The sequence below is a fragment of the Streptomyces sp. NPDC030165 genome (assembly GCF_055573595.1).
The window spans coordinates 40,541-67,111 of record NZ_JBVIBD010000028.1; the positions used below are offsets into that span (position 1 = coordinate 40,541).

The 26,571-nt window shown below is 70.5% G+C and carries 25 protein-coding genes and 1 tRNA gene; 13 read left to right on the forward strand and 13 right to left on the reverse strand.

Translation table 11 applies throughout. The annotated features are described in order from the left end of the window. Window positions 1–68 precede the first annotated feature (68 nt). Complete coding sequence (locus ACZ4Z1_RS35990; protein ID WP_468490882.1) at window positions 69–1,052, forward strand: D-alanyl-D-alanine carboxypeptidase family protein; 984 nt, start codon at window positions 69–71, stop codon at window positions 1,050–1,052. A gap of 76 nt (window positions 1,053–1,128) precedes the next feature. Here the strand turns inward: ACZ4Z1_RS35990 and ACZ4Z1_RS35995 are convergent, their stop codons facing one another. The 7 genes from ACZ4Z1_RS35995 to ACZ4Z1_RS36025 form a co-directional block, all read right to left on the reverse strand. Next, on the reverse strand, window positions 1,129–1,704 hold the full coding sequence (locus ACZ4Z1_RS35995) for a hypothetical protein (RefSeq protein WP_468490883.1): 576 nt from the start codon (window positions 1,702–1,704) through the stop codon (window positions 1,129–1,131). Window positions 1,705–1,950: 246 nt separating this feature from the next. After that, on the reverse strand, window positions 1,951–2,610 hold the full coding sequence (locus ACZ4Z1_RS36000) for a hypothetical protein (RefSeq protein ID WP_468490884.1): 660 nt from the start codon (window positions 2,608–2,610) through the stop codon (window positions 1,951–1,953). After that, window positions 2,610–4,061 carry a putative T7SS-secreted protein gene (locus ACZ4Z1_RS36005; protein WP_468490885.1) on the reverse strand — a complete coding sequence of 484 codons (1,452 nt, stop codon included), beginning with the start codon at window positions 4,059–4,061 and terminating at the stop codon, window positions 2,610–2,612. Before ACZ4Z1_RS36005 ends, ACZ4Z1_RS36000 begins: the two co-directional genes overlap by 1 nt. A gap of 54 nt (window positions 4,062–4,115) precedes the next feature. Next, window positions 4,116–4,421, reverse strand: a complete 306-nt coding sequence (locus ACZ4Z1_RS36010) for a hypothetical protein (RefSeq protein ID WP_468490886.1) — start codon at window positions 4,419–4,421, stop codon at window positions 4,116–4,118. A 235-nt stretch (window positions 4,422–4,656) separates the two neighbouring features. Further along, window positions 4,657–4,965 (reverse strand): hypothetical protein, encoded by a 309-nt coding sequence (locus tag ACZ4Z1_RS36015; RefSeq protein WP_468490887.1) that lies wholly within the window; start codon window positions 4,963–4,965, stop codon window positions 4,657–4,659. 42 nt (window positions 4,966–5,007) lie between these two features. Next, window positions 5,008–5,196 (reverse strand): hypothetical protein, encoded by a 189-nt coding sequence (locus ACZ4Z1_RS36020; protein ID WP_468490888.1) that lies wholly within the window; start codon window positions 5,194–5,196, stop codon window positions 5,008–5,010. A gap of 85 nt (window positions 5,197–5,281) precedes the next feature. Next, a tRNA-Gly gene (locus ACZ4Z1_RS36025) sits at window positions 5,282–5,355 on the reverse strand. Between the two features lie 223 nt (window positions 5,356–5,578). Here ACZ4Z1_RS36025 and ACZ4Z1_RS36030 point away from each other — a divergent pair. The 4 genes from ACZ4Z1_RS36030 (at window position 5,579) to ACZ4Z1_RS36045 (ending at window position 8,832) form a co-directional block, all read left to right on the forward strand. Next, window positions 5,579–5,737: a hypothetical protein gene (locus ACZ4Z1_RS36030; protein WP_468490889.1), complete on the forward strand. Its 159-nt coding sequence runs from the start codon at window positions 5,579–5,581 to the stop codon at window positions 5,735–5,737. Between the two features lie 225 nt (window positions 5,738–5,962). Then, on the forward strand, window positions 5,963–6,538 hold the full coding sequence (gene dcd / locus ACZ4Z1_RS36035) for a dCTP deaminase (RefSeq protein WP_468490890.1): 576 nt from the start codon (window positions 5,963–5,965) through the stop codon (window positions 6,536–6,538). A 16-nt stretch (window positions 6,539–6,554) separates the two neighbouring features. Continuing rightward, the gene (locus ACZ4Z1_RS36040; protein WP_030180867.1) at window positions 6,555–7,052 is read left to right on the forward strand and encodes a phosphoribosyltransferase; all 498 of its coding nucleotides are present in this window, start codon (window positions 6,555–6,557) and stop codon (window positions 7,050–7,052) included. Between the two features lie 271 nt (window positions 7,053–7,323). Further along, window positions 7,324–8,832: a ricin-type beta-trefoil lectin domain protein gene (locus ACZ4Z1_RS36045; protein WP_468490927.1), complete on the forward strand. Its 1,509-nt coding sequence runs from the start codon at window positions 7,324–7,326 to the stop codon at window positions 8,830–8,832. Between the two features lie 80 nt (window positions 8,833–8,912). Here the strand turns inward: ACZ4Z1_RS36045 and ACZ4Z1_RS36050 are convergent, their stop codons facing one another. From ACZ4Z1_RS36050 to ACZ4Z1_RS36065, 4 genes are all read right to left on the reverse strand, one after another. Further along, window positions 8,913–9,914: a Yip1 family protein gene (locus tag ACZ4Z1_RS36050; protein ID WP_468490928.1), complete on the reverse strand. Its 1,002-nt coding sequence runs from the start codon at window positions 9,912–9,914 to the stop codon at window positions 8,913–8,915. Between the two features lie 576 nt (window positions 9,915–10,490). Beyond that, entirely contained in the window at window positions 10,491–11,501 is a 1,011-nt protein-coding gene (locus tag ACZ4Z1_RS36055) for an AraC family transcriptional regulator (RefSeq protein ID WP_468490891.1), read from the reverse strand. A 308-nt stretch (window positions 11,502–11,809) separates the two neighbouring features. Further along, window positions 11,810–12,619: a trypsin-like serine peptidase gene (locus tag ACZ4Z1_RS36060; protein WP_468490892.1), complete on the reverse strand. Its 810-nt coding sequence runs from the start codon at window positions 12,617–12,619 to the stop codon at window positions 11,810–11,812. 345 nt (window positions 12,620–12,964) lie between these two features. Beyond that, window positions 12,965–15,229 carry a (Fe-S)-binding protein gene (locus ACZ4Z1_RS36065; RefSeq protein ID WP_468490893.1) on the reverse strand — a complete coding sequence of 755 codons (2,265 nt, stop codon included), beginning with the start codon at window positions 15,227–15,229 and terminating at the stop codon, window positions 12,965–12,967. 349 nt (window positions 15,230–15,578) lie between these two features. Here ACZ4Z1_RS36065 and dnaK point away from each other — a divergent pair, with 349 nt between their 5' ends. From dnaK to ACZ4Z1_RS36085, 4 genes are read left to right on the forward strand one after another with little or no spacing between them, the layout of a single operon-like run. Beyond that, complete coding sequence (gene dnaK / locus ACZ4Z1_RS36070) at window positions 15,579–17,447, forward strand: molecular chaperone DnaK (protein WP_468490894.1); 1,869 nt, start codon at window positions 15,579–15,581, stop codon at window positions 17,445–17,447. Next, window positions 17,444–18,106: a nucleotide exchange factor GrpE gene (gene grpE, locus ACZ4Z1_RS36075; RefSeq protein ID WP_468490895.1), complete on the forward strand. Its 663-nt coding sequence runs from the start codon at window positions 17,444–17,446 to the stop codon at window positions 18,104–18,106. The genes dnaK and grpE overlap by 4 nt, the downstream gene beginning before the upstream one ends. Before the next feature lie 42 nt (window positions 18,107–18,148). Further along, entirely contained in the window at window positions 18,149–19,324 is a 1,176-nt protein-coding gene (gene dnaJ, locus ACZ4Z1_RS36080; protein ID WP_468490896.1) for a molecular chaperone DnaJ, read from the forward strand. A gap of 5 nt (window positions 19,325–19,329) precedes the next feature. Then, window positions 19,330–19,785 carry a heat shock protein transcriptional repressor HspR gene (locus ACZ4Z1_RS36085; RefSeq protein ID WP_468490897.1) on the forward strand — a complete coding sequence of 152 codons (456 nt, stop codon included), beginning with the start codon at window positions 19,330–19,332 and terminating at the stop codon, window positions 19,783–19,785. A gap of 104 nt (window positions 19,786–19,889) precedes the next feature. Here ACZ4Z1_RS36085 and ACZ4Z1_RS36090 read toward each other — a convergent pair whose 3' ends face one another. Further along, on the reverse strand, window positions 19,890–20,294 hold the full coding sequence (locus ACZ4Z1_RS36090; protein ID WP_468490898.1) for a TIGR03618 family F420-dependent PPOX class oxidoreductase: 405 nt from the start codon (window positions 20,292–20,294) through the stop codon (window positions 19,890–19,892). 439 nt (window positions 20,295–20,733) lie between these two features. Between ACZ4Z1_RS36090 and clpB the strand changes: the two genes are divergently transcribed. After that, window positions 20,734–23,382, forward strand: a complete 2,649-nt coding sequence (gene clpB, locus ACZ4Z1_RS36095) for an ATP-dependent chaperone ClpB (RefSeq protein WP_468490899.1) — start codon at window positions 20,734–20,736, stop codon at window positions 23,380–23,382. A gap of 185 nt (window positions 23,383–23,567) precedes the next feature. Continuing rightward, window positions 23,568–24,104, forward strand: coding sequence for a YbjN domain-containing protein (locus tag ACZ4Z1_RS36100; protein WP_406523087.1), 537 nt, complete (start codon window positions 23,568–23,570; stop codon window positions 24,102–24,104). Between the two features lie 83 nt (window positions 24,105–24,187). Here ACZ4Z1_RS36100 and ACZ4Z1_RS36105 read toward each other — a convergent pair whose 3' ends face one another. Continuing rightward, a complete protein-coding gene (locus tag ACZ4Z1_RS36105; protein WP_468490900.1) occupies window positions 24,188–25,435 on the reverse strand; it encodes a hypothetical protein in 1,248 nt (415 codons plus the stop codon). A 290-nt stretch (window positions 25,436–25,725) separates the two neighbouring features. Here ACZ4Z1_RS36105 and ACZ4Z1_RS36110 point away from each other — a divergent pair, with 290 nt between their 5' ends. Together ACZ4Z1_RS36110 and ACZ4Z1_RS36115 are read left to right on the forward strand one after the other, a co-directional pair. Further along, complete coding sequence (locus ACZ4Z1_RS36110; RefSeq protein ID WP_468490901.1) at window positions 25,726–26,202, forward strand: prevent-host-death family protein; 477 nt, start codon at window positions 25,726–25,728, stop codon at window positions 26,200–26,202. Then, a complete protein-coding gene (locus ACZ4Z1_RS36115) occupies window positions 26,199–26,549 on the forward strand; it encodes a hypothetical protein (RefSeq protein WP_468490902.1) in 351 nt (116 codons plus the stop codon). Before ACZ4Z1_RS36110 ends, ACZ4Z1_RS36115 begins: the two co-directional genes overlap by 4 nt. The last annotated feature ends 22 nt before the right edge of the window (window positions 26,550–26,571 follow it).

Here is a 26,571-nt window from a genome sequence, read left to right on the forward strand (position 1 = left end):
CTCTGCATGCTTGCCTTTCACGGGAGCACGGTTCGACACCGAGCACGACAGTTATGGAGCGTCCCAACGTGACTGCCAGAGCTTTCACTTCGCGCGTAGCGGCCGTCGCCGGCGGCACCCTGCTCGCTCTCTCCCCCCTGACCGCTCAGGCCGCTCAGGCCGTTCAGGACACGTTCCCCACGCAGAACGCACCCTCCACCCAGACCCCGCCGGTCCCCCGCCCCACCCAGACCGCCCCCGTCATCGCGGCCAAGGGCGCGTCCCTGGCCGACGGCGCGACCGGCAAGACCCTCTTCGGCAAGGACGCGGACACCGTCCGCCCCATAGCCAGCACCGCGAAGATCATGGTTGCGTCCGTGGTGCTCGACACCAAGGGCGTCGACCTGGAGCGGCAGGTCCCCATCAAGCAGGAGTACCGGGACTTCGTCGCCCAGCACGGCTCCAGCACCGCGGACCTCCAGACCGGCGACAAGGTCACCGTCCGCCAGCTCCTCTACGCCACCCTCCTGCCCTCCGGCGCGGACGCCGCGTACGCCCTTGCCGACACCTTCGGCACCGGCGCCACCAGCACCGAACGCACCGCCTCCTTCATCACCCGCATGAACCACAAGGCCGCCGGGCTCGGCCTCACCCACACCACGTTCGACTCCTTCGACGGCGCGGGCACCGACGCCGGCACGCCCAACGAGCTGGCCAGGCTCGCCCGTTACGCCATGAAGAACGACACCTTCCGTACGGTCGTCAAGACCAAGCAGTACAAGGGCGAGGCGCCCGCGGCCAACGGCCGCACCCGCTACTACACCTGGAACAACACCAACCAGCTGCTCGGCTCCTACGACGGCGTCATCGGCATCAAGACCGGCACGACCACCCCGGCCGGCGACTGCCTGGTCTTCGCCGCCACCCGCGGCGACAAGACCCTCATCGGCACCGTCCTGAACAGCAAGGACCGCTACGCCGACGCCGCCAAGCTGCTCGACCACGGCTTCGGCACCACCAAGGCGAAGGCGATGAAGCTGCGCGCCCTCCCGGCGAACACCCAGCGCGACTGATCACTCCGCCCGGCACGGGACGAAGGGCGCGGCCACCGGCATGGTCGCGCCCCGTACGTTCCGGAACCGCCCCCGCTCACCGCTCCCAGTACTTCGCCACCGCCTGCGCGTACGCCACCCGGTGGTCGAGCTGATCGCCCCGCGCCCGGAAGCGGCCGCGCGCGGATTCGGTCAGGACCGACCGGCCGAAGAGTTCACCCGGCCGCTTCCAGGCCGTTCGCAGTGGGGAGCCGACGTCTTCGGAGGGGAGGTCGGAGAGCGCGAGGCCGACCAGGTAGAGCAGCACGAACGGCAGCAGTACCAGACACAGCAGCAGCGACGGCACGGTGCCCTCGCGGCCGCGCAGCACCGTCCCGTCGGGCAGGTGGATCTCGTACGCGGGGCGCCACCGCTTCTTCCGGGGCGGCAGGCGGAGTTCGGCCAGGTGCTGGTGGTCCGGGGTGAGAACGGCGAGGCGGCCGCCGTCCGTCCGGACGACCACGGCGAGCGGCGAGGCGCCGGACGGGTCGGCGGCGAGGGTGAAGCGCGGCTTGCACCCCTTGGGGACGGAGTGGCCGTCGGGAGCGCCCCGGCGTACGTGGACGGGGGCGGCACCCCGGGGCCGCAGCTCGTAGGCCTTGGGATCGGGGTGGCGGGTGAAGGCGAGTGTCATGGAGTGATCCGTCTCGTCGCGTCGGTCAGGTGCCGGAAGATACCGCCGCCCTAGGGCGTTTCTGATGGATCTCCGTGGCCTCGCGACGCCCGGCACGCACTCTCGCCGCACGGCGCGAAGGGACAGGTGGCTCCGCCACATGACCCTTCACACCGCACTCCCCCAAGCTCTTCGAGCAGGGGGGACCCCCAAGCGCACGCACCGAACGCCGCTCGATGCCCTCCACGGAGATCCATCAGTAACGCCCTAACCGAACACCGCGCGCACGCCGCCGGGCGCCGGCGCTTCCGCACGGTCCTCGTCCTCCGCCTGCGCCGCCGGGCGGATGTCCAGGCTCTCCCCGACCTGCCGCAACAGGCCGGTGTACCGCGGCAGGTCGGCGAAGCACGGCGTCGAGAGGGCGAGCACCACCAGCCAGCCGCGCACCGGAGCCGGTACGTACAGCTCGACATGGGCGAACTCCAGTACCGGAAGGATGCCCGTACCCTCCGTCTCCGTGGCGTGCAGGGAGAGCACGGCGGGGCCGCAGGGCAGGTCCACCCGGTCGACGCTGCGGTGCTCTTCGAGGGCGAGGCCCTCCTGGAGCGAGGCGGCGACGATGTCCGGGGCGTCCGGGTCCACGGCCTCCGCCCGTACGAGCAAGTGAGCGGTGCTCGCCGCGCCGTCCTCCGTCTCGTAGAGGGCGACCGACGCGTGAAGGACGTCGTCGGCGGTCAGCGCGGCCGTGAGGTCGGAGTACACCAGGGCGGTGGTCTCGCGCTGGAACTCCGTACCGCCCGGCCAGATCTTCTCCGCCAGCTCCCACAGGGCGGCGTCGAGGACGTCCGGGGGAAGGTGCAGCGGCAGCTCGTGGAAACCCTCCGGAGTGTCCAGGGTGAGCGACACGCTCTGCGGAGACGCGGTCATCAGAGCCTCCCCGCGGCCGGCGTACCGGGATCGGTGAGCTGGTTGTGGGCGCCGATGGCGATGCCCGGCACCTGCTGGGCCACCTGCGGGCCCCTGGACCACCAGGAGACCGGGTCGATGGAGCCGTCGGCCCGCAGCGCCCCGCGCAGCGACGACTTGATCCCCTCGGGGGTCAGGCTGCTCTCCAGGACCTTGTTGAGGCCCTTGCTGATGCCCGCCTCCTTGATGCTCGCCCCCGCCACGTCCTGGACATGGCTGTTCCACGCCAGCTTCATGCGGTTGCCGAAGCCGGTCGTGGTGAAGACCTTGCTGCCGCCGACGTACTCCTTGCCCATCCCGAGCAGCGACTTGCCCTCCAGGGCCCGGCCGGTGAATCCGGCGTCCCGCAGGGCGCGGATCTTGTTGACCTTGTCGATCGAGGCGACGGTACGGCCTTCCACCTGCGCCAGCTTCATGGGCACCTTGGCGCCCTTCATCGCGACGGAGCCGAACTTCCCGAACGGGATCACGCCGATGCCGTCCCCCACCAGGTCCATCACGCTCACGTTCGCGCCGCCCAGCTTCGCCGCCCCGTGCGTGGCCAGGGCGCCGAGGGAGGCGCCCGCGCTGGCGAGGGCCAGGGCGCCGGACAGCGGCGGGCACCACAGCGTCAGCAGGGAGGCGACGCCCAGGATGCTGGAGGCGATCGAGAGCCAGTCGCCGATCTGCTTCAGCAGGTCGGCGTGCTTGGTGCACCACTCCTGGATGCTGTGGCCCATGCTGGTGAAGAAGTCACCGAGGCTCTCCCAGAACCCCGGGTCGGGAGCCTTCTCCGTGGCGCGCCGGATGCGCTCGGCGATGTTGCGGGCCTCGTCCTGGTGGTTGCCGAGGAGACCCTCGGCCTTCTTGACGATCGCCTCCAGCTCCTGGGTGGCGGTGTCCAGCTGACTGCGGGCGGAGTCGAGGGCGGCGTCCGCCTTGTTCAGCCGGGCGCTGGCCGCGTCGATCTTCTTCTGCGCGGCGTCCAGGGCGGCCTGGTCGGTGTAGTACGTGCCGGCCAGCCGCAGGTCCGGGTCGGCCGCGGCCTGGTTGTACGCGCCGACCGCGCGCTCGTTCTCCTTCTTGCGGGTGGCGACCGTCTGCTTGGCCGCGGCGGCCTCCGCCTCGTACTGCTTGCCCTTGGTCTGGTACGAGGACAGTGCGGTGTGCCAGGCGCGGAGCTGGGTGACGGCGTCGCCCATGGCGTCGCGGCTGTCGCTCACGTACTTCGGAAGATCACCGACCTTCTCCGAGAACGCCTTCGCCGCGTCACCCTCCCAGTCGCCGCCGCCCTTGCCGATGCGGGAGAGCACGGAGTGGGCCGAGTCCAGGGAGCGCTTGGCCGCGTCGAGCTTGCTGTTGAGGGCGTCGACGGAGCCCAGATCGCCGGGCGCCGGATTGAATCCGAGCGCCGGGAAGTCCTGCTGAGTCATCGGGTCACCTGCCGGAGGTCATGGAGCGCGGAACACTGCGTACGGACCTGCACATCACGCCGCCTTCTTGGCGTTCTTCGCGAAGGCGTCGCGCAGCGCGTGCTCCAGCGACTCGTAGTTCTGCTTGACCTGCTTCAGCTTCTCCTCGATGGCCTGGGTGCCGTCGGCGATCTTCTTGATCGCGTTGTCCCAGCTGTCATGGAACTCGTCGCAGGCGTTGTCCAGCGCCTCGGCCCCGGTCGATTTCGGGCCGGTGTCCTTCAGCGCGCTCAGCGCCTTGCGCATGTTGTCCTGACTGTCGTGCAGGTCCTTCAGCAGGCGTCCGAGATTCTCCGCCTCGACCTTGAAATAGCTGCCCATGCACCCTCCTTGGCGTCCCCACGTCTAGGCACAGCTGCCCCACACGTTACCGCCGGGCGGTGCGTCCGACCGCACAAGGAGCAGCAGGAACGTTCCGGCGGGCGCGGTGCGGGAAGGAACCGAGGCCCTGCCTCAGCCTGCGCGATCCGCGCGGAGCCGGCCCGCACACGCTCCCGCGCGCCCCCTCTTCCACCGCGTGGGCTGCACGAACAGCACGTCGAGGCTGCCGGGACGATCAGCACCCCACCGAAGAGCGGACCCGCGTCCGGTACTCCATCGGATAGAAGCGCAGCGCCTTCTCGCACACCCCCGACCGCAGCCCATTGGCGACCCGGCCCACCAGAAGGAAGAGCACCCACAATCCGGCGAGCAGGGGCAGCGTCACGACGAAGGACGGCGCGGCTCCGGCGGGCCACAGGAATGGCACGGCGAGCAGGAGAACGCCGACGGCGAGGCGTACGGCGACGTGAGGCTTCAGGCGGGCGGCATGGGGCTTCAGGACGCGGCCGGCATCGGGTGCTGCCGGGTCACTCATCTCACTCACCGGGCTCCTGAGACCTCAACCCGAAAACGCCACGAGCGGCGCCTACCGCTTCAGAGCCCGGTACCGCTTCAGCAGGGCCGTGAGTTTCGCGGGGTCGGCTCCGGCGTTCAGTTCCTCGACGAGATCGTCCGGGCACAGTTCGTAGAGGTCGCCCCACCAGCGGCGTCCCCGGTTGTCCCGGATCCGGTAGCCACCGGGGACTCCTCGGGCGACGTACCGCCTTCTGGCCATGGGTCTCCTGGGGTCTCCTGCGGAGCGCTTGGGTAACACAAAGGCCCAGCCGGGGAATTGTTCCTCTGGGCCGGGCCTGAGTCGCTGGAGCGGGTGACGGGAATCGAACCCGCGCTCTGAGCTTGGGAAGCTCATGTTCTACCATTAAACTACACCCGCTTGAGCGCCGCCCGTAGTAAGGGCGGTGCAGCGTCGCACACTCTACCTCATCGCAGACCCCCGGTGCAGTTGGCCGTGGGGTCCGGTCGTGTGTGGGGGGTGGGTTGCGGTGTGGGGTGCGGGAGTTGGGGCGTACGGTGGGGGCGCGGAGTGCCGTGTGTGGTGGCGCCCAGTTCATCCCCTAATGTGGCTTTTGTTGTCCACGCATTCGGGAGAGGACTTGATGGAGCGCACCGTCGTACGTTGTGCCGAAGGGCACGTGTTCAGCACCGCTTCGTTTCCCATGCAGACCACGGACCGGCTCGGCCCCGGCCGGCTGCTGCGGTGTCCGCGCTGTGCGCGGCTGCGGCATTCGGTGCCGGTGGAGTGCGAGAAGCGCTGAAGCCGAGGTCGCCGGGCCCTGACCGCGCGCTGTGATGGCGGCGGTCCCGTGGTGGGCCGGAGGCGGAGCGGACGGCAGCCGGTGGAGCGGCTGCGAGAGCTGTGAACGTTGTGGGCGAGGGCCCGGTCCCCTGTGGTGGGGGCCGGGCCCTCGCCGTACCGGCGGGCGGGCCGGGTGGGGCGGTGGTGTGCGGGAAGGGTGGGGCCGGGCGCGTATCCTCGATGCGTGCTTCTCTCAGACAAGGACATCCGGACCGAGATCGACGCGGGCCGGGTCCGCATCGATCCCTACGACGAGTCGATGGTGCAGCCGTCGAGTATCGATGTGCGCCTCGACCGGTTTTTCCGGGTGTTCGAGAATCACCGGTACCCGCACATCGACCCTGCCGTGGAGCAGCAGGATCTGACGCGCGAGGTGACGCCGGAGGGGGACGAGGCCTTCATCCTGCACCCCGGTGAGTTCGTGCTCGCCTCGACGTACGAGGTCATCACGCTCCCCGACGACCTCGCGTCGCGGCTGGAGGGCAAGAGCTCGCTGGGCCGGCTGGGGCTGCTGACGCACTCGACCGCCGGCTTCATCGACCCGGGTTTCAGCGGGCATGTCACGCTGGAGCTGAGCAATGTCGCGACGCTGCCGATAAAGCTGTGGCCGGGCATGAAGATCGGCCAGCTGTGCATGTTCCGGCTGACGTCGGCCGCCGAGCACCCGTACGGCTCCGAGAAGTACGGCTCGCGGTATCAGGGCCAGCGGGGGCCGACGCCCTCGCGGTCGTTCAAGAATTTTCATCGGACACAGGTCTGAGGGTGCGAGAGAACCAGTGAGTGGTGTGCGGGAGAACCTGACGTACGAGCGCTTCGGCGGCGCGATTCGTGAGCTGGCGCAGACGATCGCCGACGACGGGTACGAGCCCGACATCGTGCTGTCGATCGCGCGCGGTGGCGTCTTCGTGGCCGGCGGTCTGGCGTACGCGCTGGACTGCAAGAACATCCACCTGGTGAACGTGGAGTTCTACACCGGGGTCGGTACGACGCTGGAGATGCCGGTCATGCTGGCGCCCGTACCGAACGCGATCGACTTCTCGGACAAGAAGGTGCTGATCGCGGACGACGTGGCCGACACCGGCAAGACGCTGAAGCTGGTGCACGACTTCTGCCTGGGGACGGTGGCCGAGGTCCGCAGCGCGGTGATCTATGAGAAGTCGCACTCGCTGGTGAAGTGCGAGTACGTGTGGAAGCGCACGGACGAGTGGATCAACTTCCCGTGGAGCGTCGAGCCGCCGGTGGTGCGGCGCGAGGGGCAGATCCTCGACGCCTGAGGGGGCGGTCCGGGGACCGTAAGGGTTCGAGTCCGGCCGGGTGGCCGGGCGGAGGAAGCGCATCGGGCGGTGACGGCCCGGTGCGCTTCTTGTCGTCCGTGACGAGACGCTCCGGCTGTTTCCGGCGTGCCCGCCGTGTTTAGAGGGCGGCCTGTGTTTTCGGGCCAATTCCGTTCCGGGTGTTCCACCGGTCACTACCTCCGAGTAGAAACCGGCGGTGACAGCAGACCGGAGGGGAGGCCCAAGGGTGCGTGCGAGAGCGGGGCGGCTGATGGCCGCCGCAGCGGCGTTGGCGGTGGGGTTCGGCGGAACGGGTGTGGTCGCGGGGGTGGGCGCCGGTACGGCGGTGGCCGCCCGGGCGGGGACCGCGGCGGCCAAGCCGCTGCCGCCCGAGCTGGAGAAGATCCGGGCGGCCGAGGCCGTGAAGCTGTACGGGGACGCGGCCGAGCGGCCGGTCGGACAGCGCAAGACCTCGCTGATCTCGCTGGGGGACAGTGAGATATCGGGCGAGGGCGTCGGGACGTACGAGCAGGGGACGGACGGGCCCGACAACTGGTGTCACCGTTCGCCCGACGCGGCCATCCACCGCACGGGCATCGGGGCCGACGTGACGTACAACGTCGCCTGTTCCGGTGCGTACACCGGCAACATCAACATCGGCGGGACCAAGCAGTACGCCGACGAGCCGGTGCAGAGCGACAGCCTGGCGATCAAGGCCCGCAACACCCGGCTGAAGATGGTGCTGCTGGTCGCCGGGGCCAACGACGACCTGCAGTTCGGGCCGGTGATGACGGACTGCGTCACGCGCTGGTTCACCTTGCAGGGCCCGTGCGAGCCCAAGTACGACCCGGGGTGGCAGGGCCGGGTCGACGCGCTGGTGCCCAAGGTCGAGAAGAGCGTGCGTGACCTGCGGACCGTGATGCGCGACGCGGGGTACGCGGACAGCGACTACAAGCTGGTCGTGATGGGCTACCCGAGCCCCATCGGGCCGGACATCAAGGACAACCCGAACTTCCCGGGCAAGCTGCCGGGCGGGTGCACGGGCTACACCTCCGACTCCGCGTGGGGACGGAACGTTGCCGTTCCGACGTTCGAGAAGGGCATGCGGAAGGTCGCCGCGCAGACCGGCGCCACGTACCTCGACAACTCGCGGCTCTTCCACGGGCACGAGGTGTGCATGGAGGACACCTGGGCCCGCGGGCTGTACGTGAACCTGACGAACCCGTTCCCGCCGGACGCCAACTCCGTACGGCAGTCCTTCCACCCGAACGCGCGCGGCCACGGCGCCTTCGCCTCCTGCCTCACGCAGCTGTACGCGTCGGACCGGCGCGAGGCGTCCTGCGCCGACCCGGCGAGCACCGGGCAGCCGAAGCTGTACCCGCTGGCCTGGGACGACGTGTACAAGCCACTGAAGAACGCCGGGACCGGCAGCTGCGTGGACGCCAAGGGCGCGAGCAGCGGTAACGGTACGGCGGTGGTGGGCTGGGACTGCAACGGCCAGCGCAACCAGGACTGGTGGCAGGACGCGGAACGGCGCTCCGTGCACGTGGGGCTGACGCAGGACCGCTGCCTGGACGTGCCGGGCGCGAAGTACGAGGCCGGGACCGGCCTGGTGCTGTGGAACTGCTCGGGCGCGGCCAACCAGCAGTTCACGAAGGACGCCGCGAGCGGATCGGTCCGGCCGGCGGCCGCGCCGGGGCTGTGCCTGACGCTGGGCTCGGCCAAGGACGCGGTACGGCTCCAGAAGTGCGACGGGTCGGCGGCGCAGCGGTTCGCGTAACGGGCGCGCACACCCGCTCAGACGGAAGGCCCCGCTCCATACCCGGAGCGGGGCCTTCCGCGCGTGGCGCGGGCGTACGGCTAGAGTGTGCCCAGCTTGACCAGGGCCAGCAGCGCGACCAGCTGGATGGCGGAGGCGCCCAGCGCCTTGGGCCACGGCAGGTCGTGCGACTTGCTCACCATCGAGGTGAAGAGCGCGCCCGCGGCCAGCCAGGTGGCCCAGCCCACGATCTGCACCAGGGTGCTGTCGCCGCCCAGGAACATCGCGAAGAGCAGGCGCGGCGCGTCCGTGACCGACATGATCAGCATGGACAGGCCGACGGTCGGCTGCCAGGCGCCGTCGCCGCCGAGCTGGCGGGCGAGGGTGTGGGTGACCGCGCCCAGGATCAGACCGCCGATGACGAACATCACGGCGGTGATCAGCACCCACGGGATGCTGTTGGAGAGCGTGGCGTTCAGCACGTCCTCGCGGGCCTTGTCGAAGCCGAAGACGGCGAGCAGGCCGTAGACGAACGTGACGATCAGGGCCGGGCCCCAGACCGGGTGGTCGCGCATCTGCCAGAACGTCGGGTTCGGGCGGGTGACCAGACCCGTCAGCAGTTGCTTCCAGGGCAGGCGGGGACCGGCCGGCGGGGCCGTGGCCCGGCCCGCGCGGTAGGTGCCGCCGTCGCCGTAACCGTCGTCGCCGTACTGGCCGCCGCCGTATCCGCCGTTGTCGTACCCGCCGTTCGCCGGGCCCCCGGGGTGCCCGCCGTACGCGTCCGGGGCCTCGCCGACGCTGAACTGCTGGGTGTGGCCCGGGCTGTTGTCGTTGGCGTACGGGGCGTAGGACTGCTGCTGCGGCTGATAGCCGCCGTCGCCGAAGTACTCGGGCTCGCCGTGCCCGTCGCCGACGTGCGGGCCTGCGGGATGCGGGCCGCCGTACGGCTGCGGGGGCTGCGGCGGCCGGTGCTGTTGCTGCTGCCACTGCCCGTGCGGAGACGGGGGCTGCTGCCCGTACGGCTGTCCCTGCTGCCCGTACGGAGCCCGCTGCCCCTGCTGCTGCCCCTGTTGCGCGGAACGGGTGTCCCGTCCGCGACCCATCCTGAATCCAGCCACGTCATCGAACGTACCTGGTCTCGGAGGCCACGTGGCCGGGCCCGGGGGCACGGGGCGGCTTTGCTGCCGACCTGTGACATCCCCTAAGGGGGAGGGGGCCGGTCCCCGAGGGGATACGGGGGTTACGGAGGATGCGGGAGATGCGTGCGGGGTGCGGAAATGCCGGAAGGGCGGGTGGGTCCGGACGGGTGGGCCTGGACAGGTGGTCCCGGACGGGTGGGCCCGTACGGGAGCCCGGGAGGGCGGGCCGGGAAGGCGGCTCCGGCCGGTGGTTCCGCCGGCCCATGAGGCATCGGATCATCGTCGTCCGACGCCTCACGGGCGGGCCCGGCTACGGTTACGGGGGGATACCGGCCGGGATCCAGGGGCCGGTCCACCGGTGCATACCGCCGTCGGCATGCACTGACGGACGAACGCATCGGCAACGCCGGCTCGGCCCTGGCACCCCAGACCGTAGCGGTGCGGGAACGCGGGCATGATCCATTCTGCGCAGCCGGTATCCGGATCACGCTGCGTGTTCGCCGCGGGGTGCGCCCCGGTCGCGCTCGGTCCGCCGCTCCCTCACGGTGCGTGCAGCGTCTGTGACGGCGACTCCCCGAACCGCTCCCGGTAACTGCGTGCGAACCGCCCGAGGTGCACGAAACCCCACCGGTACGCCACCTCGCCCACACTCAGCTCGCCGGGCCCCGCCCGCCTCAGCTCGTCCCGTACGCGGCTCAGCCGTACGTCACGCAGGTACGCCATCGGCGACATGCCGACGTGCCGCCGGAAGCCCTCCTGGAGCCACCGCACACTGACGCGCGCGACGGCGGCCAGCTCGGCGGTGTCGAAGGGGTGCTCGGGCCGCCCCTGGATGGCGTCCAGCGCGCGCTTGACCGGTGCCGGGCGGTAGGACGGCGCCGCCGGAGCCGACGGCTGGGTCAGCTCCTCGCGGTGCGGATGGTCGGCAGCCAGCAGCAGCCCGCTCAGCAGCGCCTCCTGGAGCGGCGCCGCAACCAGCGGCTGGTGCATCAGCGCGCCCGCGTCCTGGATGTCCCGTACGGCCGTCCGGACCAGCCGGGCCCAGCTCAGCCCCGGCCCCCGGGACACGTCGAGGCCGGGGGCGAAGCGCACCGGCGTGCGGACCGGCCTGCCCAGCAGGTGCTCCAGGTGCTGCTCCAGGTCCGCCGTACGGATCTTCACCGCCAGCAGCCGGCACCCGCCGTCCCAGCGGTCGATGGTGGTGACGCCGTCCGGCTGGAACACCCCGGCCCGCTCCGGCGTGATGGTCTGCGGTTCCCGCGCGCCCTGCCGCCACTGGATGGAGCCGCTCAGCGGTACGTCCACGTGGTACGCGCCCAACTCGCCGAACCGCAGCCGCAGCTCGGCGCCGAACCCCACCTCGCCGACGGTGACCGCCCCGAGCCGCACCACGTCGAAGGACGCGCCCACGTCCTCGCTCCGGGACAGCCGGTCGATGTGGTTGGCGTAGAACGTCTCGCCGATCGCCCACCGCGCCTCGTCCAGGTCCGCCGTCCGCAGGGACAGCACAGAAGGCACGGGCGGGGTGGCGGCCTCCGGCTCCGCAGACATGTTCAGTACGACCCTTCCCCCGGGGCAGACAGAACCGTCCGTCCGGTTCCGGCCGCCTCACCTGCGCACGGGGGAAAGAATAGGTGCATCCTCCAGGCGCCGAGGCGGGATATCCGCATACGCGGCGTTCCGTGTACGGCGGGCTCCGCTCAGGAGGCGCGGCCGGGACAGCGGGCGTCAGCCGCCGCTGAAGGGGGCGGTGGTGAAGGCGGCTTGGGCGGTGAGGCTGGAGCCGGTGGGGCCGCAGGCGGTGAGGAGGATTGCGGCGAGGTCGAGGGGGCGGGGGAGGGCGAGGACGGCGGTGCCGGTCAGGCCGACTTCGCCGCGCCCCGCGCCACCCGCTCGTACAGCTCCCGCGCCCCCTTGTCGAAGAGCACGGCCGTCGACTCGGCGTCGGTGTCACCGCCGCTCAGCACGCCGATCAGGCGCCCGGGGCGGCGGGCGTCGTGGTGGTCGGCGAGCCAGGGACCGCCGCTGGTGCCGTCGTAGAAACCGCCGCACCTCATCTGGAGCAGGTACGGCTCGTCGTCGTCGCGCCGGGTGTCCGTGGCACAGGTGATGGGGCTGTTGCCGGGGTTGTACGCCTCGTTGGGATAGCCGACGACGGTGACGTGCCGGCGAGGGCCCGAGGACCAGTCGGGGGTGGCCGCGCCGACGACCTCCTGCACGGAGCGGCCCTGCGCGTCCGGCTCGACGGTCAGGAAGGCGTAGTCACCGCGGTCGTCGTCGTCCTCGGTCCATGCCTTGGGCACGTGGACGCCGCTGACCTTCCACTTCCCGTACGGGAAGGTGCCCTCCCCGGCCCCGGAGAAGCGTGGCGCGAACTGTATGTCGCCGGTGACCGGGCCGGGCTCGTACCCGTCGGACGCGTCCTCGCCGTCGAAGTGCACACAGTGCGCCGCGGTGGCCAGCATGTTGCCCTTCGGGCTGTCGATGACGCTCGCGGTGCAGTAGTGCTCGCCGCCGGCGATCAGGACACCGACGAAGGGCAGACCCTCGAAGGGCCGCGCCGCCGGCTGCGCGGGATCCGCCGCCTGCGACGCGCCGCCGCACCCGGTCAGCGTGACGAGCGCGGCGAGCGCGGCGGCCGTGGCGAGGGCGGCGGAAGCGGATCTCATGTACGCGACGGTACGACGTACCGGCCCAGCACGCCGCGACGACTTCGGTACGTCGTCACGCGGGCGGTGCGTCGGTACGGGGGTGGTGCGTCGGGACGGTGGCGGTGCGTCGTTACGCCTACGGTGCGTCGTAAGCCCTCCGTACGCCGGGACGTGGCCGGCACGTCGAGGCGGGCCCCGGTGCGTAGCGACGCTACCGGTACGACGCAACGCCCCCGGCACGACGCACCACCCCCGGCACGTCGCGACGACGCCACCCCCCCCCACCTCCCTCCCCCTCTCCAAACACCCACGGCCGGCCCCGCCGAAGCGGGACCGGCCGTGTTCAGGTGGAAGGGGAACCGGTTACTTCACCGGCTCCGGTTCGGGCGCGTTCGCCGTGGCCTCCTCGCCCGCCGGGTCGGCCGGAGTCTTGACGGAGTCCAGCAGCAGCTGGGCCACGTCCACGACCTGGACGGATTCCTTCGCCTTGCCGTCGTTCTTCTTGCCGTTGACCGAGTCGGTCAGCATGACCAGGCAGAACGGGCAGGCGGTGGAGACGATGTCCGGGTTGAGGGACAGGGCCTCGTCGACGCGCTCGTTGTTGATGCGCTTGCCGATGCGCTCCTCCATCCACATGCGCGCGCCGCCCGCGCCGCAGCAGAAGCCGCGCTCCTTGTGGCGGTGCATCTCCTCGTTCCGCAGGCCCGGCACCTTGGCGATGATCTCGCGCGGCGGCGTGTAGACCTTGTTGTGGCGGCCCAGGTAGCAGGGGTCGTGGTACGTGATCAGACCCTCGACCGGGGTGACGGGGATCAGCTTGCCCTCGTCGATCAGGTGCTGGAGCAGCTGGGTGTGGTGGATGACCTCGTACTCGCCGCCGAGCTGCGGGTACTCGTTCGCGATCGTGTTGAAGCAGTGCGGGCAGGTCGCGACGATCTTCTTCTTGGCCTTGGGGACGGTGACGCCCTCGTCGGCGTCCTCACCGAAGGCCATGTTCAGCATCTCGACGTTCTGCTGGCCGAGCTGCTGGAAGAGGAACTCGTTGCCGAGGCGGCGGGCCGAGTCGCCGGTGCACGCCTCGTCGCCGCCCATGATCGCGAACTTCACGCCCGCGATGTGCAGCAGTTCGGCGAACGCCTTGGTGGTCTTCTTGGCGCGGTCCTCCAGGGCGCCCGCGCAGCCGACCCAGTACAGGTAGTCGACCTCGGTGAGGTCCTCGATGTCCTTGCCGACGACGGGGACCTCGAAGTCGATCTCCTTGGTCCACGCCAGCCGCTGCTTCTTGGCCAGGCCCCAGGGGTTGCCCTTCTTCTCCAGGTTCTTCAGCATCGTGCCGGCCTCGCTGGGGAAGCTCGACTCGATCATGACCTGGTAGCGGCGCATGTCGACGATGTGGTCGACGTGCTCGATGTCGACCGGGCACTGCTCGACGCAGGCGCCGCAGGTGGTGCAGGACCACAGGACGTCCGGGTCGATGACCCCGTTCTCCTCCAGGGTGCCGATCAGCGGGCGCTCGGCCTCGGCCAGCGCCGCCGCGGGCACGTCCTTGAGCTGGGCCGCGGTCGCCTTCTCGGCGCCTTCCTCGTCCTTGCCGCCGCCGGCGAGCAGGTACGGGGCCTTGGCGTGCGCGTGGTCGCGCAGCGCCATGATCAGCAGCTTCGGCGACAGCGGCTTGCCGGTGTTCCAGGCGGGGCACTGCGACTGGCAGCGGCCGCACTCGGTGCAGGTCGAGAAGTCGAGCAGGCCCTTCCAGGAGAAGTGCTCGATCTGGGAGACGCCGAACTGGTCGTCCTCGCCGGGGTCCTCGAAGTCGATCGGCTTGCCCGCGCTGGTCATCGGCTGGAGCGCGCCGAGCGCCACGTCACCGTCGGCCTCGCGCTTGAACCAGATGTTCGGGAAGGCGAGGAAGCGGTGCCAGGCCACACCCATGTCGGTCTTCAGCGCGACCGTGATCATCCAGATGAAGGACGTCGCGATCTTCAGGCCGGCGAAGAAGTAGGTGAGGTTCTGGAGTGTGGCGACGTCCAGGCCCTCCAGCCACGAGACCACCGGGTACGAGATGAAGAACGACGCCTCGTAACCGTCCACGTGGTGCTGGGCGCCCTCCAGGGCGTGCAGCATGAAGATGCAGACGCCGACGATCAGGATGACCGCCTCGACGAAGTACGCCTGGCCGAAGTTGGAGCCGGTGAAGCGGGACTTGCGGCCCGCCTTGCCGGGCTTGCTGAGCTGCCGGATGACGATCAGGAGCAGGATGCCGAGCACCGTCATCGTGCCGACGAACTCGACGAAGACGTTGTACGGCGCCCACTCGCCGATGACGGGCAGCAGCCAGTCGGCCTTGAAGAGCTGGCCGATGGCGTTGACGATCGTCAGCAGCAGCGAGAAGAAGCCCACCGCCACGAACCAGTGCGCCACGCCCACGACGCCCCAGCGGTTCATCCGGGTGTGGCCGAGGAACTCCTTGACCACCGTGACCGTGCGTTGCGTGGGGTCGTCGGTCCGGGTGCCGGCCGGGACGGGCTGCCCGAGCCGCAGCTGGCGGACGATCTGCAGGATGGCACGGCCGAACAGTGCTACGCCGACCGCGATTAGGACCAGCGACACGATGATCGCGGCGAGTTGCATGGGTGGCTCCTCGGGCCTGCGAGTGCGGGGGTTACGGGGAATACTTGAGGGGCTGCGCGTACATACGAGGGGTACGCGGAGTCCGCGGTACAAGGACTACAGCGATTACTAAGCAGTAACTTTTCGGGTCTGCGCTGAGGTTACCCAGTATCCCCAGCCCCATGAAGCCGCCCGGCCGGTGATCTGTGTCGCGCAGGCAACCCTTCCCACCCATTGCCGCGTCCCCCGAAGAGGGTGTGACGGTAAGCCCGACATAAAAGTTGAGTGTGATCGGCTCAGGTCAATTGACAGGCTGGCGATGGTGCTGCACGCTTGAGCCTGTTCCACTCAAGTCATGGAGGAATCGAAAATGGCACGTGCGGTCGGCATCGACCTGGGCACGACGAACTCCGTCGTCAGTGTTCTCGAAGGCGGTGAGCCCACCGTCATCACCAACGCCGAGGGCGCCAGGACCACGCCGTCCGTCGTCGCCTTCGCCAAGAACGGCGAGGTGCTGGTCGGCGAGGTGGCCAAGCGCCAGGCGGTCACCAACGTCGACAGGACGATCCGTTCGGTCAAGCGCCACATGGGCACTGACTGGAAGGTCAACCTGGACGGCAAGGACTTCAACCCGCAGCAGATGAGCGCCTTCATCCTGCAGAAGCTGAAGCGCGACGCGGAGTCCTACCTCGGCGAGAAGGTCACGGACGCGGTCATCACCGTTCCGGCGTACTTCAACGACTCCGAGCGCCAGGCCACCAAGGAGGCCGGTGAGATCGCGGGCCTGAACGTCCTGCGCATCGTCAACGAGCCCACCGCCGCGGCCCTGGCCTACGGCCTGGAGAAGGACGACCAGACCATCCTGGTCTTCGACCTCGGTGGCGGTACCTTCGACGTCTCGCTGCTGGAGATCGGCGACGGTGTCGTCGAGGTCAAGGCCACCAACGGTGACAACCACCTCGGTGGTGACGACTGGGACCAGCGCGTCGTCGACTACCTGGTCAAGCAGTTCCAGAACGGCCACGGCGTCGACCTCTCCAAGGACAAGATGGCGCTCCAGCGCCTGCGCGAGGCCGCGGAGAAGGCGAAGATCGAGCTGTCCTCGTCCACCGAGACGACGATCAACCTGCCCTACATCACCGCCTCCGCCGAGGGCCCGCTGCACCTGGACGAGAAGCTCACCCGGGCGCAGTTCCAGCAGCTCACCTCGGACCTCCTGGAGCGCTGCAAGACCCCGTTCCACAACGTCATCAAGGACGCCGGCATCGAGCTGTCCGAGATCGACCACGTGGTCCTGGTCGGCGGCTCGACCCGGATGCCGGCCGTCGCCGAGCTGGTCAAGGAGCTGACCGGCGGCAAGGACGCCAACAAGGGCGTCAACCCGGACGAGGTCGTCGCCATCGGCGCGTCGCTGCAGGCCGGTGTCCTCAAGGGTGAGGTCAAGGACGTCCTCCTGCTGGACGTCACCCCGCTGTCCCTCGGTATCGAGACCAAGGGCGGCATCATGACCAAGCTCATCGAGCGGAACACGACGATCCCGACCAAGCGCTCGGAGATCTTCACCACCGCCGAGGACAACCAGCCCTCCGTGCAGATCCAGGTCTACCAGGGCGAGCGCGAGATCGCGGCGTACAACAAGAAGCTCGGCATGTTCGAGCTGACCGGCCTGCCCCCGGCCCCGCGCGGCGTGCCGCAGATCGAGGTCACCTTCGACATCGACGCGAACGGCATCATGCACGTCGCGGCGAAGGACCTCGGCACCGGCAAGGAGCAGAAGATGACCGTCACCGGCGGCTCCTCGCTGCCGAAGGACGAGGTCGACCGGATGCGCCAGGAGGCCGAGCAGTACGCGGACGAGGACCACCGCCGCCGCGAGGCCGCCGAGTCCCGCAACCAGGGCGAGCAGCTCGTCTACCAGACGGAGAAGTTCCTCAAGGACAACGAGGAGAAGGTCCCCGCCGAGGTGAAGACCGAGGTCGAGACCGCCGTCGCCGAGCTGAAGGAGAAGCTCAAGGGCGAGGACACGGCCGAGATCCGCACCGCGACCGAGAAGGTCGCCGCGGTCAGCCAGAAGCTGGGCCAGGCCATGTACGCCGACGCGCAGGCCGCCGGTGCGGCCGCGGGCGGTGCCGAGGGTGCCGCCGGTGCCGAGGGCGGCCAGCAGGCCAAGGCCGAGGACGATGTCGTCGACGCCGAGATCGTGGACGACGAGAAGCCGAAGAAGGATGGTGCCGCGTGACGGAGGAGACTCCGGGCTTCGAGGACAAGAAGCCCGACGTCCCCGCCGATGCCGCACAGACCCCTGATGACGCGGCGCAGGCCGAGTCCGCCGACACGGCGGGCTCGGCCCCGGCCGGGGATGCGAACCAGGACGTAGCTCTCACGGCGCAGCTGGACCAGGTGCGTACCGCGCTCAGCGAGCGCACCGCGGACCTCCAGCGGCTCCAGGCGGAGTACCAGAACTACCGTCGCCGGGTGGAGCGGGACCGGGTGTCGGTGAAGGAGATCGCCGCGGCGAATCTGCTCACCGAGCTGCTGCCCGTGCTCGACGACATCGGCCGGGCCCGGGAGCACGGCGAGCTGGTCGGCGGCTTCAAGTCGGTGGCCGAGTCGCTGGAGACGGTGGCCGCGAAGCTGGGCCTCCAGCAGTTCGGCAAGGAGGGCGAGCCCTTCGACCCGACGATCCACGAGGCCCTGATGCACTCGTACGCTCCGGATGTCACGGAGACCACGTGCGTCGCGATCCTCCAGCCGGGGTACCGCATCGGTGAACGAACGATCCGCCCCGCGCGGGTCGCGGTCGCCGAGCCGCAGCCGGGCGCGCAGTCCGGCAAGGCCGCCTCGGAGGACGACGCGAAGGCTTCGGACGAGGAGAGCGGTGGCCCTGAGGAGGGCTGACGCGGCGGCGCGCACAGCAGTTCGGGAGGAGGGACGTCGGGGATGAACACCAAGGACTTCGTGGAGAAGGACTACTACAAGGTCCTCGGCGTCCCGAAGGACGCCACCGAGGCGGAGATCAAGAAGGCGTACCGCAAGCTGGCCCGGGAGTTCCACCCGGACGCCAACAAGGGGGACGCCAAGGCCGAGGAGCGCTTCAAGGAGATCTCCGAGGCCAACGACATCCTCGGTGACCCCAAGCGTCGCAAGGAGTACGACGAGGCGCGGGCGCTGTTCGGCAACGGCGGCTTCCGGGCCGGCCCCGGCGGCGCCGGTGGCGGATCGTTCAACTTCGACCTGGGCGACCTCTTCGGTGGCGGTGCGCAGGGCGGCACGGCGGGCGGCGGCTTCGGCGGCGGGCTCGGCGACGTCTTCGGCGGCCTGTTCAACCGCGGCGGCGGCACGCGTACGCAGCCGCGCCGCGGCCAGGACGTCGAGTCCGAGGTGACGCTCAGTTTCACTGAGGCGGCGGACGGGGCCACGGTCCCGCTGCGGATGTCCAGCCAGGCGCCCTGCAAGGCGTGTTCGGGCACCGGCGACAAGAACGGCACGCCGCGCGTGTGCCCGACCTGCGTCGGCACCGGACAGGTCAGCCGCGGCGGCGGTGGCGGCTTCTCGCTCACCGACCCGTGCGTGGACTGCAAGGGCCGCGGCCTGATCGCGGAGAACCCGTGCGACGTCTGCAAGGGCAGCGGTCGGGCGACCAGTTCGCGCACGATGCAGGTGCGCATCCCGGCGGGCGTCTCCGACGGGCAGCGCATCCGGCTGCGCGGCAAGGGCACCCCGGGCGAGCGCGGCGGCCCCAACGGCGATCTGTACGTCGTCGTGCACGTCGAGGCCCACCCGGTCTTCGGCCGCAAGGGCGACAACCTGACCGTCACCGTCCCGGTCACCTTCCCGGAGGCGGCGCTGGGCGGCGAGGTGCGGGTGCCGACACTCGGCGGCCCGCCGGTGACCCTCAAGCTGCCGGCCGGGACGCCCAACGGACGTACGATGCGCGTGCGCGGCAAAGGCGCGTCGCGCAAGGACGGCACCCGCGGCGACCTGCTGGTCACCGTCGAGGTGAGCGTCCCCAAGGACCTCGGCGACGCCGCACGGGAGTCGTTGGAGTCCTACCGCGAGGCGACCGCGGGTGAGGACCCGCGGGCGGAGCTGTTCCAGGCCGCGAAGGGAGCTTGAGTCGGATGGATGGCCGGGGCGGGCGTCGGAACCCGTACGAACTGACCGAAGAGTCGCCGGTGTACGTCATTTCCGTCGCGGCTCAGCTCTCGGGTCTGCATCCGCAGACGCTGCGTCAGTACGACCGCCTGGGGCTGGTCTCGCCCGACCGTACGGCAGGGCGCGGCCGGCGCTATTCGGCCCGGGACATCGAACTGCTCAGGGAAGTGCAGCGGCTGTCGCAGGACGAGGGCATCAACCTCGCCGGCATCAAGCGCATCATCGAACTGGAGAACCAGGTCACGGCGCTGCGCCAGCGGGTGGCCGAGCTCCAGCACGCGGTCGAGGGCGCGGCCGCCGCCATCCAGCAGCGGGAGGCGGCGGTGCACGCCTCGTACCGCCGGGACCTGGTGCCGTATCAGGACGTGCAGCAGACCAGTGCGCTGGTCGTGTGGCGTCCGGGGAAGAAACGGTCCGACTAGCGGACCGCCGCAGGTCGCAGGCCGTGGGGCCGGGATTGCCGTGGGCAGCCCGGCCCCTCTGCCGTTTCGGCGGCCGTTGCAGCCGGCCGACGGCGGCACCCGCCCTAGGCCCGGCCCAGCGCCTTGCGGACGGTGATCTCGATCATCACCCGGTCCGGCTTGGGGGTCGGGGTGCGGCCGTACCGCTCCGCGTAGCGCCGTACCGCGTCCGCCACCACGTCCGCGTCCGTACGGATACGGGCGACGCCCTCCAGGGTGGCCCACCGCCTGCCCTGCATCTGGCACACGGCGACCCGGGCGCCGTCCGGGCCGCCGGCGAGGACATGGCCGACCTTGCTGCTGTCCTTGCGGGTGATCACGCGGGCGATGCGCTGGTTCGCGTCGAAGGTGACACCGACCGGGACGACGTGCGGCGTGCCGTCGGGGCGCAGGGTGGTCAGCGTGCACAGGAGGTGCTCGCTCCAGAAGGCGAGGTACTCGGGGCTGAGGTCGTCCAGGTCGTGGGCCATGACCGGAAGAGTAATTGGGGATTCTGTGGGGGCGCCGTGCGGAGGGTCTGCAAAGGGACAGCGCAGGGAACGTGGAGGAGGCGTGAAGGAGCCGTGGGACCGCCGTACGCCCGGGTGAGGGAGCAGAAGACGCCGACCGGTTCCGGTGCGGCGGCGGACGGTCCGGATCGGGACGACGGAGGCAGGTCGGGCGGGGACGGCCGGGCAGCGGCGGTGCCCGTACGGCGGACCGGAGAGCGCCTCCGCGAGGACCGGTTGGCGGCACGGCGGCATGGTCCGTGCCACCCGGTGCACCCGTAGAAGGGCCGGAAGGCACCGGGGAAGTCCCCGAAACCGCGTTGAGTGGAATAGACTCAACTTATCGGACGTTGAGTTGAGCAGGTTTCGCTGCCGGACCATGGCACCGATCACGCACCCGAGCCCAAGGAGGAGCGCGCGAGTGGACGCCGAGCTGACCAACAAGAGCCGCGAGGCGCTGAGCGCCGCCAACGAGCGGGCGGTGACGGCGGGACACGCGGACATGACCCCCGCGCATCTGCTGCTCGCCCTCCTCGCCGGCGCGGACAACGAGAACGTCACCGACCTGCTGGCCGCCGTCGGGGCGGACGCCGCCGCGCTGCGCTCCGGCGCCGGGCGCCTGCTGGCCGCACAGCCCAGCGTGCAGGGTTCCACAGTCGCCCCGCCGCAGCCCGACCGCGACACGCTGGCCGTCATCGCCGACGCCGCGCAGCGCGCGAAGGAGCTGGGCGACGAGTTCGTCTCCACCGAGCACCTGCTCATCGGCATCGCCGCGAAGGGCGGCCGTACGGGCGAGCTGCTGACGGAGCAGGGCGCCACGGCCAAGAAGCTGCTGAGCTCCTTCGAGGACAGCAGGGGCGGCCGGCGGGTCACCAACCCGGACCCGGAGGGCACGTACAAGGCGCTGGAGAAGTTCGGCACGGACTTCACGGCGGCCGCGCGCGAGGGCAAGCTGGACCCGGTCATCGGCCGGGACCAGGAGATCCGCCGCGTGGTGCAGGTGCTCTCGCGGCGTACGAAGAACAATCCGGTGCTCATCGGCGAGCCCGGCGTCGGCAAGACCGCCGTGGTCGAGGGCCTGGCGCAGCGGATAGTGAAGGGCGACGTCCCCGAGTCGCTGCGCGACAAGCGGCTGGTGGCGCTGGACCTGGGCGCGATGGTGGCGGGCGCGAAGTACCGCGGCGAGTTCGAGGAGCGGCTCAAGACCGTCCTGGCGGAGATCAAGTCCAGCGACGGCCAGATCATCACCTTCATCGACGAGCTGCACACGGTCGTCGGCACCGGCGCGGGCGGCGACTCCGCCATGGACGCGGGCAACATGCTCAAGCCCATGCTGGCCCGCGGCGAGCTGCGCATGGTCGGCGCGACGACCCTGGACGAGTACCGCGAGCGCATCGAGAAGGACCCGGCCCTGGAGCGGCGCTTCCAGCAGGTGCTGGTCGCCGAGCCGACCGTCGAGGACACGGTCGCGATCCTGCGCGGGCTCAAGGGCCGCTACGAGGCCCACCACAAGGTGCAGATCGCGGACTCGGCGCTGGTCGCCGCCGCCACCCTCTCCGACCGCTACATCACCTCCCGATTCCTGCCCGACAAGGCCATCGACCTGGTCGACGAGGCGGCCTCCCGCCTCCGTATGGAGATCGACTCCTCGCCCGTGGAGATCGACGAACTCCAGCGCTCCGTCGACCGGCTGCGCATGGAGGAGCTGGCGCTCAAGAACGAGACCGACGCCGGCTCCGTGCAGCGCCTGGAGAAGCTGCGCAAGGACCTCGCCGACAAGGAGGAGGAGCTGCGCGGCCTGACCGCCCGCTGGGAGAAGGAGAAGCAGGGCCTCAACCGCCTCGGCGAGCTGAAGGAGAAGCTGGACGAGCTGCGCGGCCAGGCCGAGCGCGCCCAGCGCGACGGCGACTTCGACACCGCCTCCAAGCTGCTGTACGGGGAGATCCCGGGCCTGGAGCGGGAGCTGGAGGAGGCCGCGGCGGCCGAGGCCGAGCAGGAGGCGTCCCAGGACGCGAAGTCCTCGATGGTCAAGGAGGAGGTCGGTCCGGACGACATCGCGGACGTGGTCGGCTCCTGGACCGGCATCCCCGCCGGGCGCCTGCTGGAGGGCGAGACGCAGAAGCTGCTGCGCATGGAGGACGAGCTGGGCAAGCGGCTGATCGGGCAGGCCGAGGCCGTCCGGGCCGTCTCGGACGCGGTGCGCCGCACCCGCGCCGGTATCGCCGATCCGGACCGCCCCACCGGCTCGTTCCTCTTCCTCGGCCCGACCGGCGTCGGCAAGACCGAACTGGCCAAGGCGCTCGCCGACTTCCTCTTCGACGACGAGCGGGCGATGGTCCGCATCGACATGAGCGAGTACGGCGAGAAGCACAGCGTGGCCCGGCTGGTCGGCGCCCCGCCCGGCTACGTCGGCTACGAGGAGGGTGGCCAGCTCACCGAGGCGGTCCGCCGCCGCCCGTACAGCGTCGTCCTGCTGGACGAGGTGGAGAAGGCCCACCACGAGGTCTTCGACGTGCTGCTCCAGGTGCTGGACGACGGCCGGCTCACCGACGGCCAGGGCCGTACGGTCGACTTCCGCAACACGATCCTGATCCTGACCTCCAACCTGGGATCCACCTTCCTGATGGACCCCCTGCTGAAGGAGGACCAGAAGAAGGAGAAGGTGCTGGAGACGGTACGGGCGTCCTTCCGGCCCGAGTTCCTCAACCGGCTGGACGACCTGGTGGTCTTCCACCCGCTCGGCACCGACCAGCTCCAGCGGATCGCGGGCATCCAGCTCGACCACCTCCAGCGCCGGCTCGCCGACCGCAGGCTGACCCTGGACGTCACCGACCGCGCCCTGACCTGGCTCGCCTGGCTCGGCCAGGAACCGGTCGTCGACCGGCCGCAGGCCGTCTCTTCGGGGCCCGACCTGTCCTACGGCGCCCGCCCGCTGCGCCGCCTGGTCCAGACGGCCATCGGCGACCAGCTCGCCAAGGCGATCCTGGCGGGCGAGGTGCTGGACGGCGACACCGTACGGGTGGATGTCGCCGCGGACGGCAGGTCGCTGGAGGTCGGTCCCGTACGGTGAGCCGCACCGGACCGCCGGGGCCGGACGGCCGAGGCGGACCGCCGGCAGCCGGCCGCCGTCGCACGGGGCGGCCCGCCGTTCCTCCCTCCGGGTCTTCAGCCCGCAGCGGAGAGCGGGCGGCGGGCTTGCCATGACGGGGCCGGGATGGGGGAGGATGGCGAAGACCATACGAAGGGAATTCCACGGTGAGCATCGACCCGTCCTCGATCCCGAATTTCGGGGGCCAGCCCGAACCGCAGCCGTCGGGGCCTGATGGTCCCGTCCTGCCCGACCAGGACCTGGTCAAGCAGCTCCTCGACCAGATGGAGCTGAAGTACGTAGTCGACGACGAGGGTGACCTCGCCGCCCCGTGGGAGCAGTTCCGCACGTACTTCATGTTCCGTGGCGAGGAGGAGCAGCAGATCTTCTCCGTCCGCACGTTCTACGACCGCCCGCACGGCATCGACGACAAGCCGAAGCTGCTGGAGGCGCTCGACGACTGGAACCGCCGGACGCTGTGGCCCAAGGCCTACACCCACACCCACGACGACGGCACGGTCCGGCTGATCGGCGAGGCGTCGATGCTGATCGGTACCGGCGTCGCCCTTGAGCACTTCGTGTCGAGCACGGTCAGCTGGGTCCGCGCCTCGATCGAGTTCGACAAGTGGATTGTCGAGCAGCTCGGCCTGGAGGCCGACGTCGAGGGTGAAGGCGACGAGAAGCCGGGTGACGCGGAGGCGTGAGCCTCCCGCGTGGACCACAGGCGTAGGCGGGCCCCGGAGCGATGTGCTCCGGGGCCCGTCGCCGTTTTTCCTGGCGCGGCCGCTCACAGCGGCTCGGGCGCCATCGTCAGCAGGTACAGGCCGTAGCCGAGGGAGAGCACGGCCAGTGAGCCCGTCGCCAGGACGACGGCGCGTGGGCGGGCGCGGGCCAGCGCGACCGCCGCCGGGACGAGCAGCGGGAAGGCCGGCAGCAGGAACCGTGGCTTGGAGGGGAAGTAGCCGGTGCCGCCCAGGGCCATGGCCACCAGCACCGCGGTGTAGGCGAGCAGCGGCAGGGGCGGCCGGTCCAGCACCAGCAGGACGAGGAGCAGGACCGATACGGCGACGACCGCGGCGGCCATGTACTGCGCCAGCGGCGCGTCGTGCAGGAACAGCCGCTTCACGGACCGAAGGGCGTCCCGGCCGAAGTCGAAACGGGAACCCCAGATCTCCTGCACCTGGAAGTAGCCGCGCGGTCCCGCGCCGGTCCGGACACCCACCCACAGGACGTATCCGAGCCAGCCCGCGGGGGCGATCAGGGCCGCGGTCCAGTAGGGCCAGAGGGGGCGGCGGTTCCGGGGTGGACGGTCGGCCGCCTGTTCCCGCGGTACGGGTCCGCCGTCCGGGTCCTGCCCGCGCCGCCAGGTCTGTACGGCGGCTGCCGCCATGACCGCCGCGGCCACCGCGAGGCCGTTCGGCCGGGCCAGTCCGGCGAGCACCGCCAGGGCGCCGGCCCACAGTGGACGGCCGGTGAGCAGGGCGTACAGCGCCCACGCGGCCGACGCGGTGAGCAGCGGTTCCGTATAGCTCAGCGATTCGACGACGGCGTGCGGCAGCAGGGCCCACAGCACCACCAGGAACGTGCCCGCGCGCCGCCCGTACAGGTGCGCGCCGACCGCGAAGATCCCCCAGGCGGCCAGGGCCGAGGCCGCCCAAGCGAGCAGCAGCCCGGCGTCGAGCGCACCGACCGGCAGGACGGCGGACACGCCGCGGATCAGCCCCGGGTACAGGGGGAAGAAGGCCAGGTCGGCGAGGGGGTCCGGCGGCCACATGTGGTGGGGCGTCGGGGAGCCGTAGCCGTACCGGGCCACGCTCAGGTACCAGTTGGAGTCCCAGGTGGCGCCGAGCAGGTCCCGCGGGTGGCGGCCGGTGTGCCATGCCCAGAGCGCCGTGCACAGGACGCCCGCGCAGCGGACGGCCGCGAACAGCGCGAGGGCGGGGGCCGCGCGGCGCAGGGCGGCCCGGACGTGGACGCGTACGGAACCGGGCCGTGGCGCCGCGGCGGCTGCGGTGTCGACGGTCTCGGCGGACACGAAACACCTCCGGTACGCGCGCGGCAGCCACACACCAGGCCCTCGCGCGCCCGGCGCACCCCGACACCACGACTCTCGGGGGCGTCCGGCCGCCCCGCGACCCCGGTAGGCCGACCGGGTGGCCTTCGGGTGCGCGCGACGGGCCGTGCCGTCAGAGGCCGCGCAGGCGGTCGACCGCTTCCCGGAGGATCTTCTCCTGCTTGCAGAAAGGGAAGGCGTGCGCGCTGACAGGCGAGCCCCTTGGACTAGAACTCAGAGCACGATCTGAGTACGCTCTGATTATGTCTACTGTGCGTCTGGAAGCAGAAACGGAATCCGTCTCCTTCACCGACCTCTCCCGTAACCCCAAAGGCGTAGCGGCCAGAGCTGCCGCCCTGGGACGTCTTCGCGTCACCCATCGGGACGCGCCGGACATGGTGCTGACCACGGCTGTGCGCGCGGAGCACGCCGAGGAGAATCTGACCACTGCCTCACGGCTTTTCCTCGCACTGATGAAGCAGGACGACGGTGCCAAGTCGCTGCTTCTCGCGCTGCCTGAGGTGTTCCCCTGGGTGCGGCACTTGGACGCGGAAGAGGTCCGGTCCTTCACCGTCGAGCTTCTGGAAGCCCTGTCGGACGCCGCCGAACTAGGGGCGGGAGAGGCCGTGCACCGCGCGATCGTCTCCTGGCGCGCCACGGCTCGCATCAATGCCGATCCCGACCAGCTCAGGGATTCGCTGCGGCCACTCGATGGTGATGACCTCGGTCAGGTCGAGGTGTGTGGGTGAGCCCGAAGAAAGGGGATCGAGTCAGCGTTCCGCCCCTCAACGGGTGGAACGTCGTCTTCGGCACCACGGAGGCGGTGACGGGCTGGGAAGAACTGTGCCGCGTGGCGTTGCCGAGCGCGCATCGCTGCCTGGACGCACTGCGCGCCGATCCGCTGAGCCGGTCGAACTGGAGCCGTCAGCACCAGCTACGCGGAAGGCATGCGACCAAGGCGTGGAAAGGCTCCGATCTGGAGCAGTGGGAGTACGAGGTCACCAGCGGCGGTCGGGTCCGCTACCTGGTCAGCGTGGAGACGTCCACAGTGATTCTCGTGTACGCCTCCCCACAGCACCCGAAGGACACCGAATGACCTGGGGTTGGTCCAGGGGCGA

What these genes read in the sequence shown, in the direction of transcription:
- ACZ4Z1_RS35995 (WP_468490883.1), bottom strand. Translation starts at nt 1,704, where the DNA reads ATGACACTCGCCTTCACCCGCCACCCCGATCCCAAGGCCTACGAGCTG.
- ACZ4Z1_RS36000 (WP_468490884.1), bottom strand. Translation starts at nt 2,610, where the DNA reads ATGACCGCGTCTCCGCAGAGCGTGTCGCTCACCCTGGACACTCCGGAG.
- ACZ4Z1_RS36005 (WP_468490885.1), bottom strand. Translation starts at nt 4,061, where the DNA reads ATGACTCAGCAGGACTTCCCGGCGCTCGGATTCAATCCGGCGCCCGGC.
- ACZ4Z1_RS36010 (WP_468490886.1), bottom strand. Translation starts at nt 4,421, where the DNA reads ATGGGCAGCTATTTCAAGGTCGAGGCGGAGAATCTCGGACGCCTGCTG.
- ACZ4Z1_RS36020 (WP_468490888.1), bottom strand. Translation starts at nt 5,196, where the DNA reads ATGGCCAGAAGGCGGTACGTCGCCCGAGGAGTCCCCGGTGGCTACCGG.
- ACZ4Z1_RS36030 (WP_468490889.1), top strand. Translation starts at nt 5,579, where the DNA reads ATGGAGCGCACCGTCGTACGTTGTGCCGAAGGGCACGTGTTCAGCACC.
- ACZ4Z1_RS36045 (WP_468490927.1), top strand. Translation starts at nt 7,324, where the DNA reads ATGGCCGCCGCAGCGGCGTTGGCGGTGGGGTTCGGCGGAACGGGTGTG.
- ACZ4Z1_RS36050 (WP_468490928.1), bottom strand. Translation starts at nt 9,914, where the DNA reads ATGGGTCGCGGACGGGACACCCGTTCCGCGCAACAGGGGCAGCAGCAG.
- ACZ4Z1_RS36055 (WP_468490891.1), bottom strand. Translation starts at nt 11,501, where the DNA reads ATGTCTGCGGAGCCGGAGGCCGCCACCCCGCCCGTGCCTTCTGTGCTG.
- ACZ4Z1_RS36060 (WP_468490892.1), bottom strand. Translation starts at nt 12,619, where the DNA reads ATGAGATCCGCTTCCGCCGCCCTCGCCACGGCCGCCGCGCTCGCCGCG.
- ACZ4Z1_RS36065 (WP_468490893.1), bottom strand. Translation starts at nt 15,229, where the DNA reads ATGCAACTCGCCGCGATCATCGTGTCGCTGGTCCTAATCGCGGTCGGC.
- dnaK (WP_468490894.1), top strand. Translation starts at nt 15,579, where the DNA reads ATGGCACGTGCGGTCGGCATCGACCTGGGCACGACGAACTCCGTCGTC.
- dnaJ (WP_468490896.1), top strand. Translation starts at nt 18,149, where the DNA reads ATGAACACCAAGGACTTCGTGGAGAAGGACTACTACAAGGTCCTCGGC.
- ACZ4Z1_RS36085 (WP_468490897.1), top strand. Translation starts at nt 19,330, where the DNA reads ATGGATGGCCGGGGCGGGCGTCGGAACCCGTACGAACTGACCGAAGAG.
- ACZ4Z1_RS36090 (WP_468490898.1), bottom strand. Translation starts at nt 20,294, where the DNA reads ATGGCCCACGACCTGGACGACCTCAGCCCCGAGTACCTCGCCTTCTGG.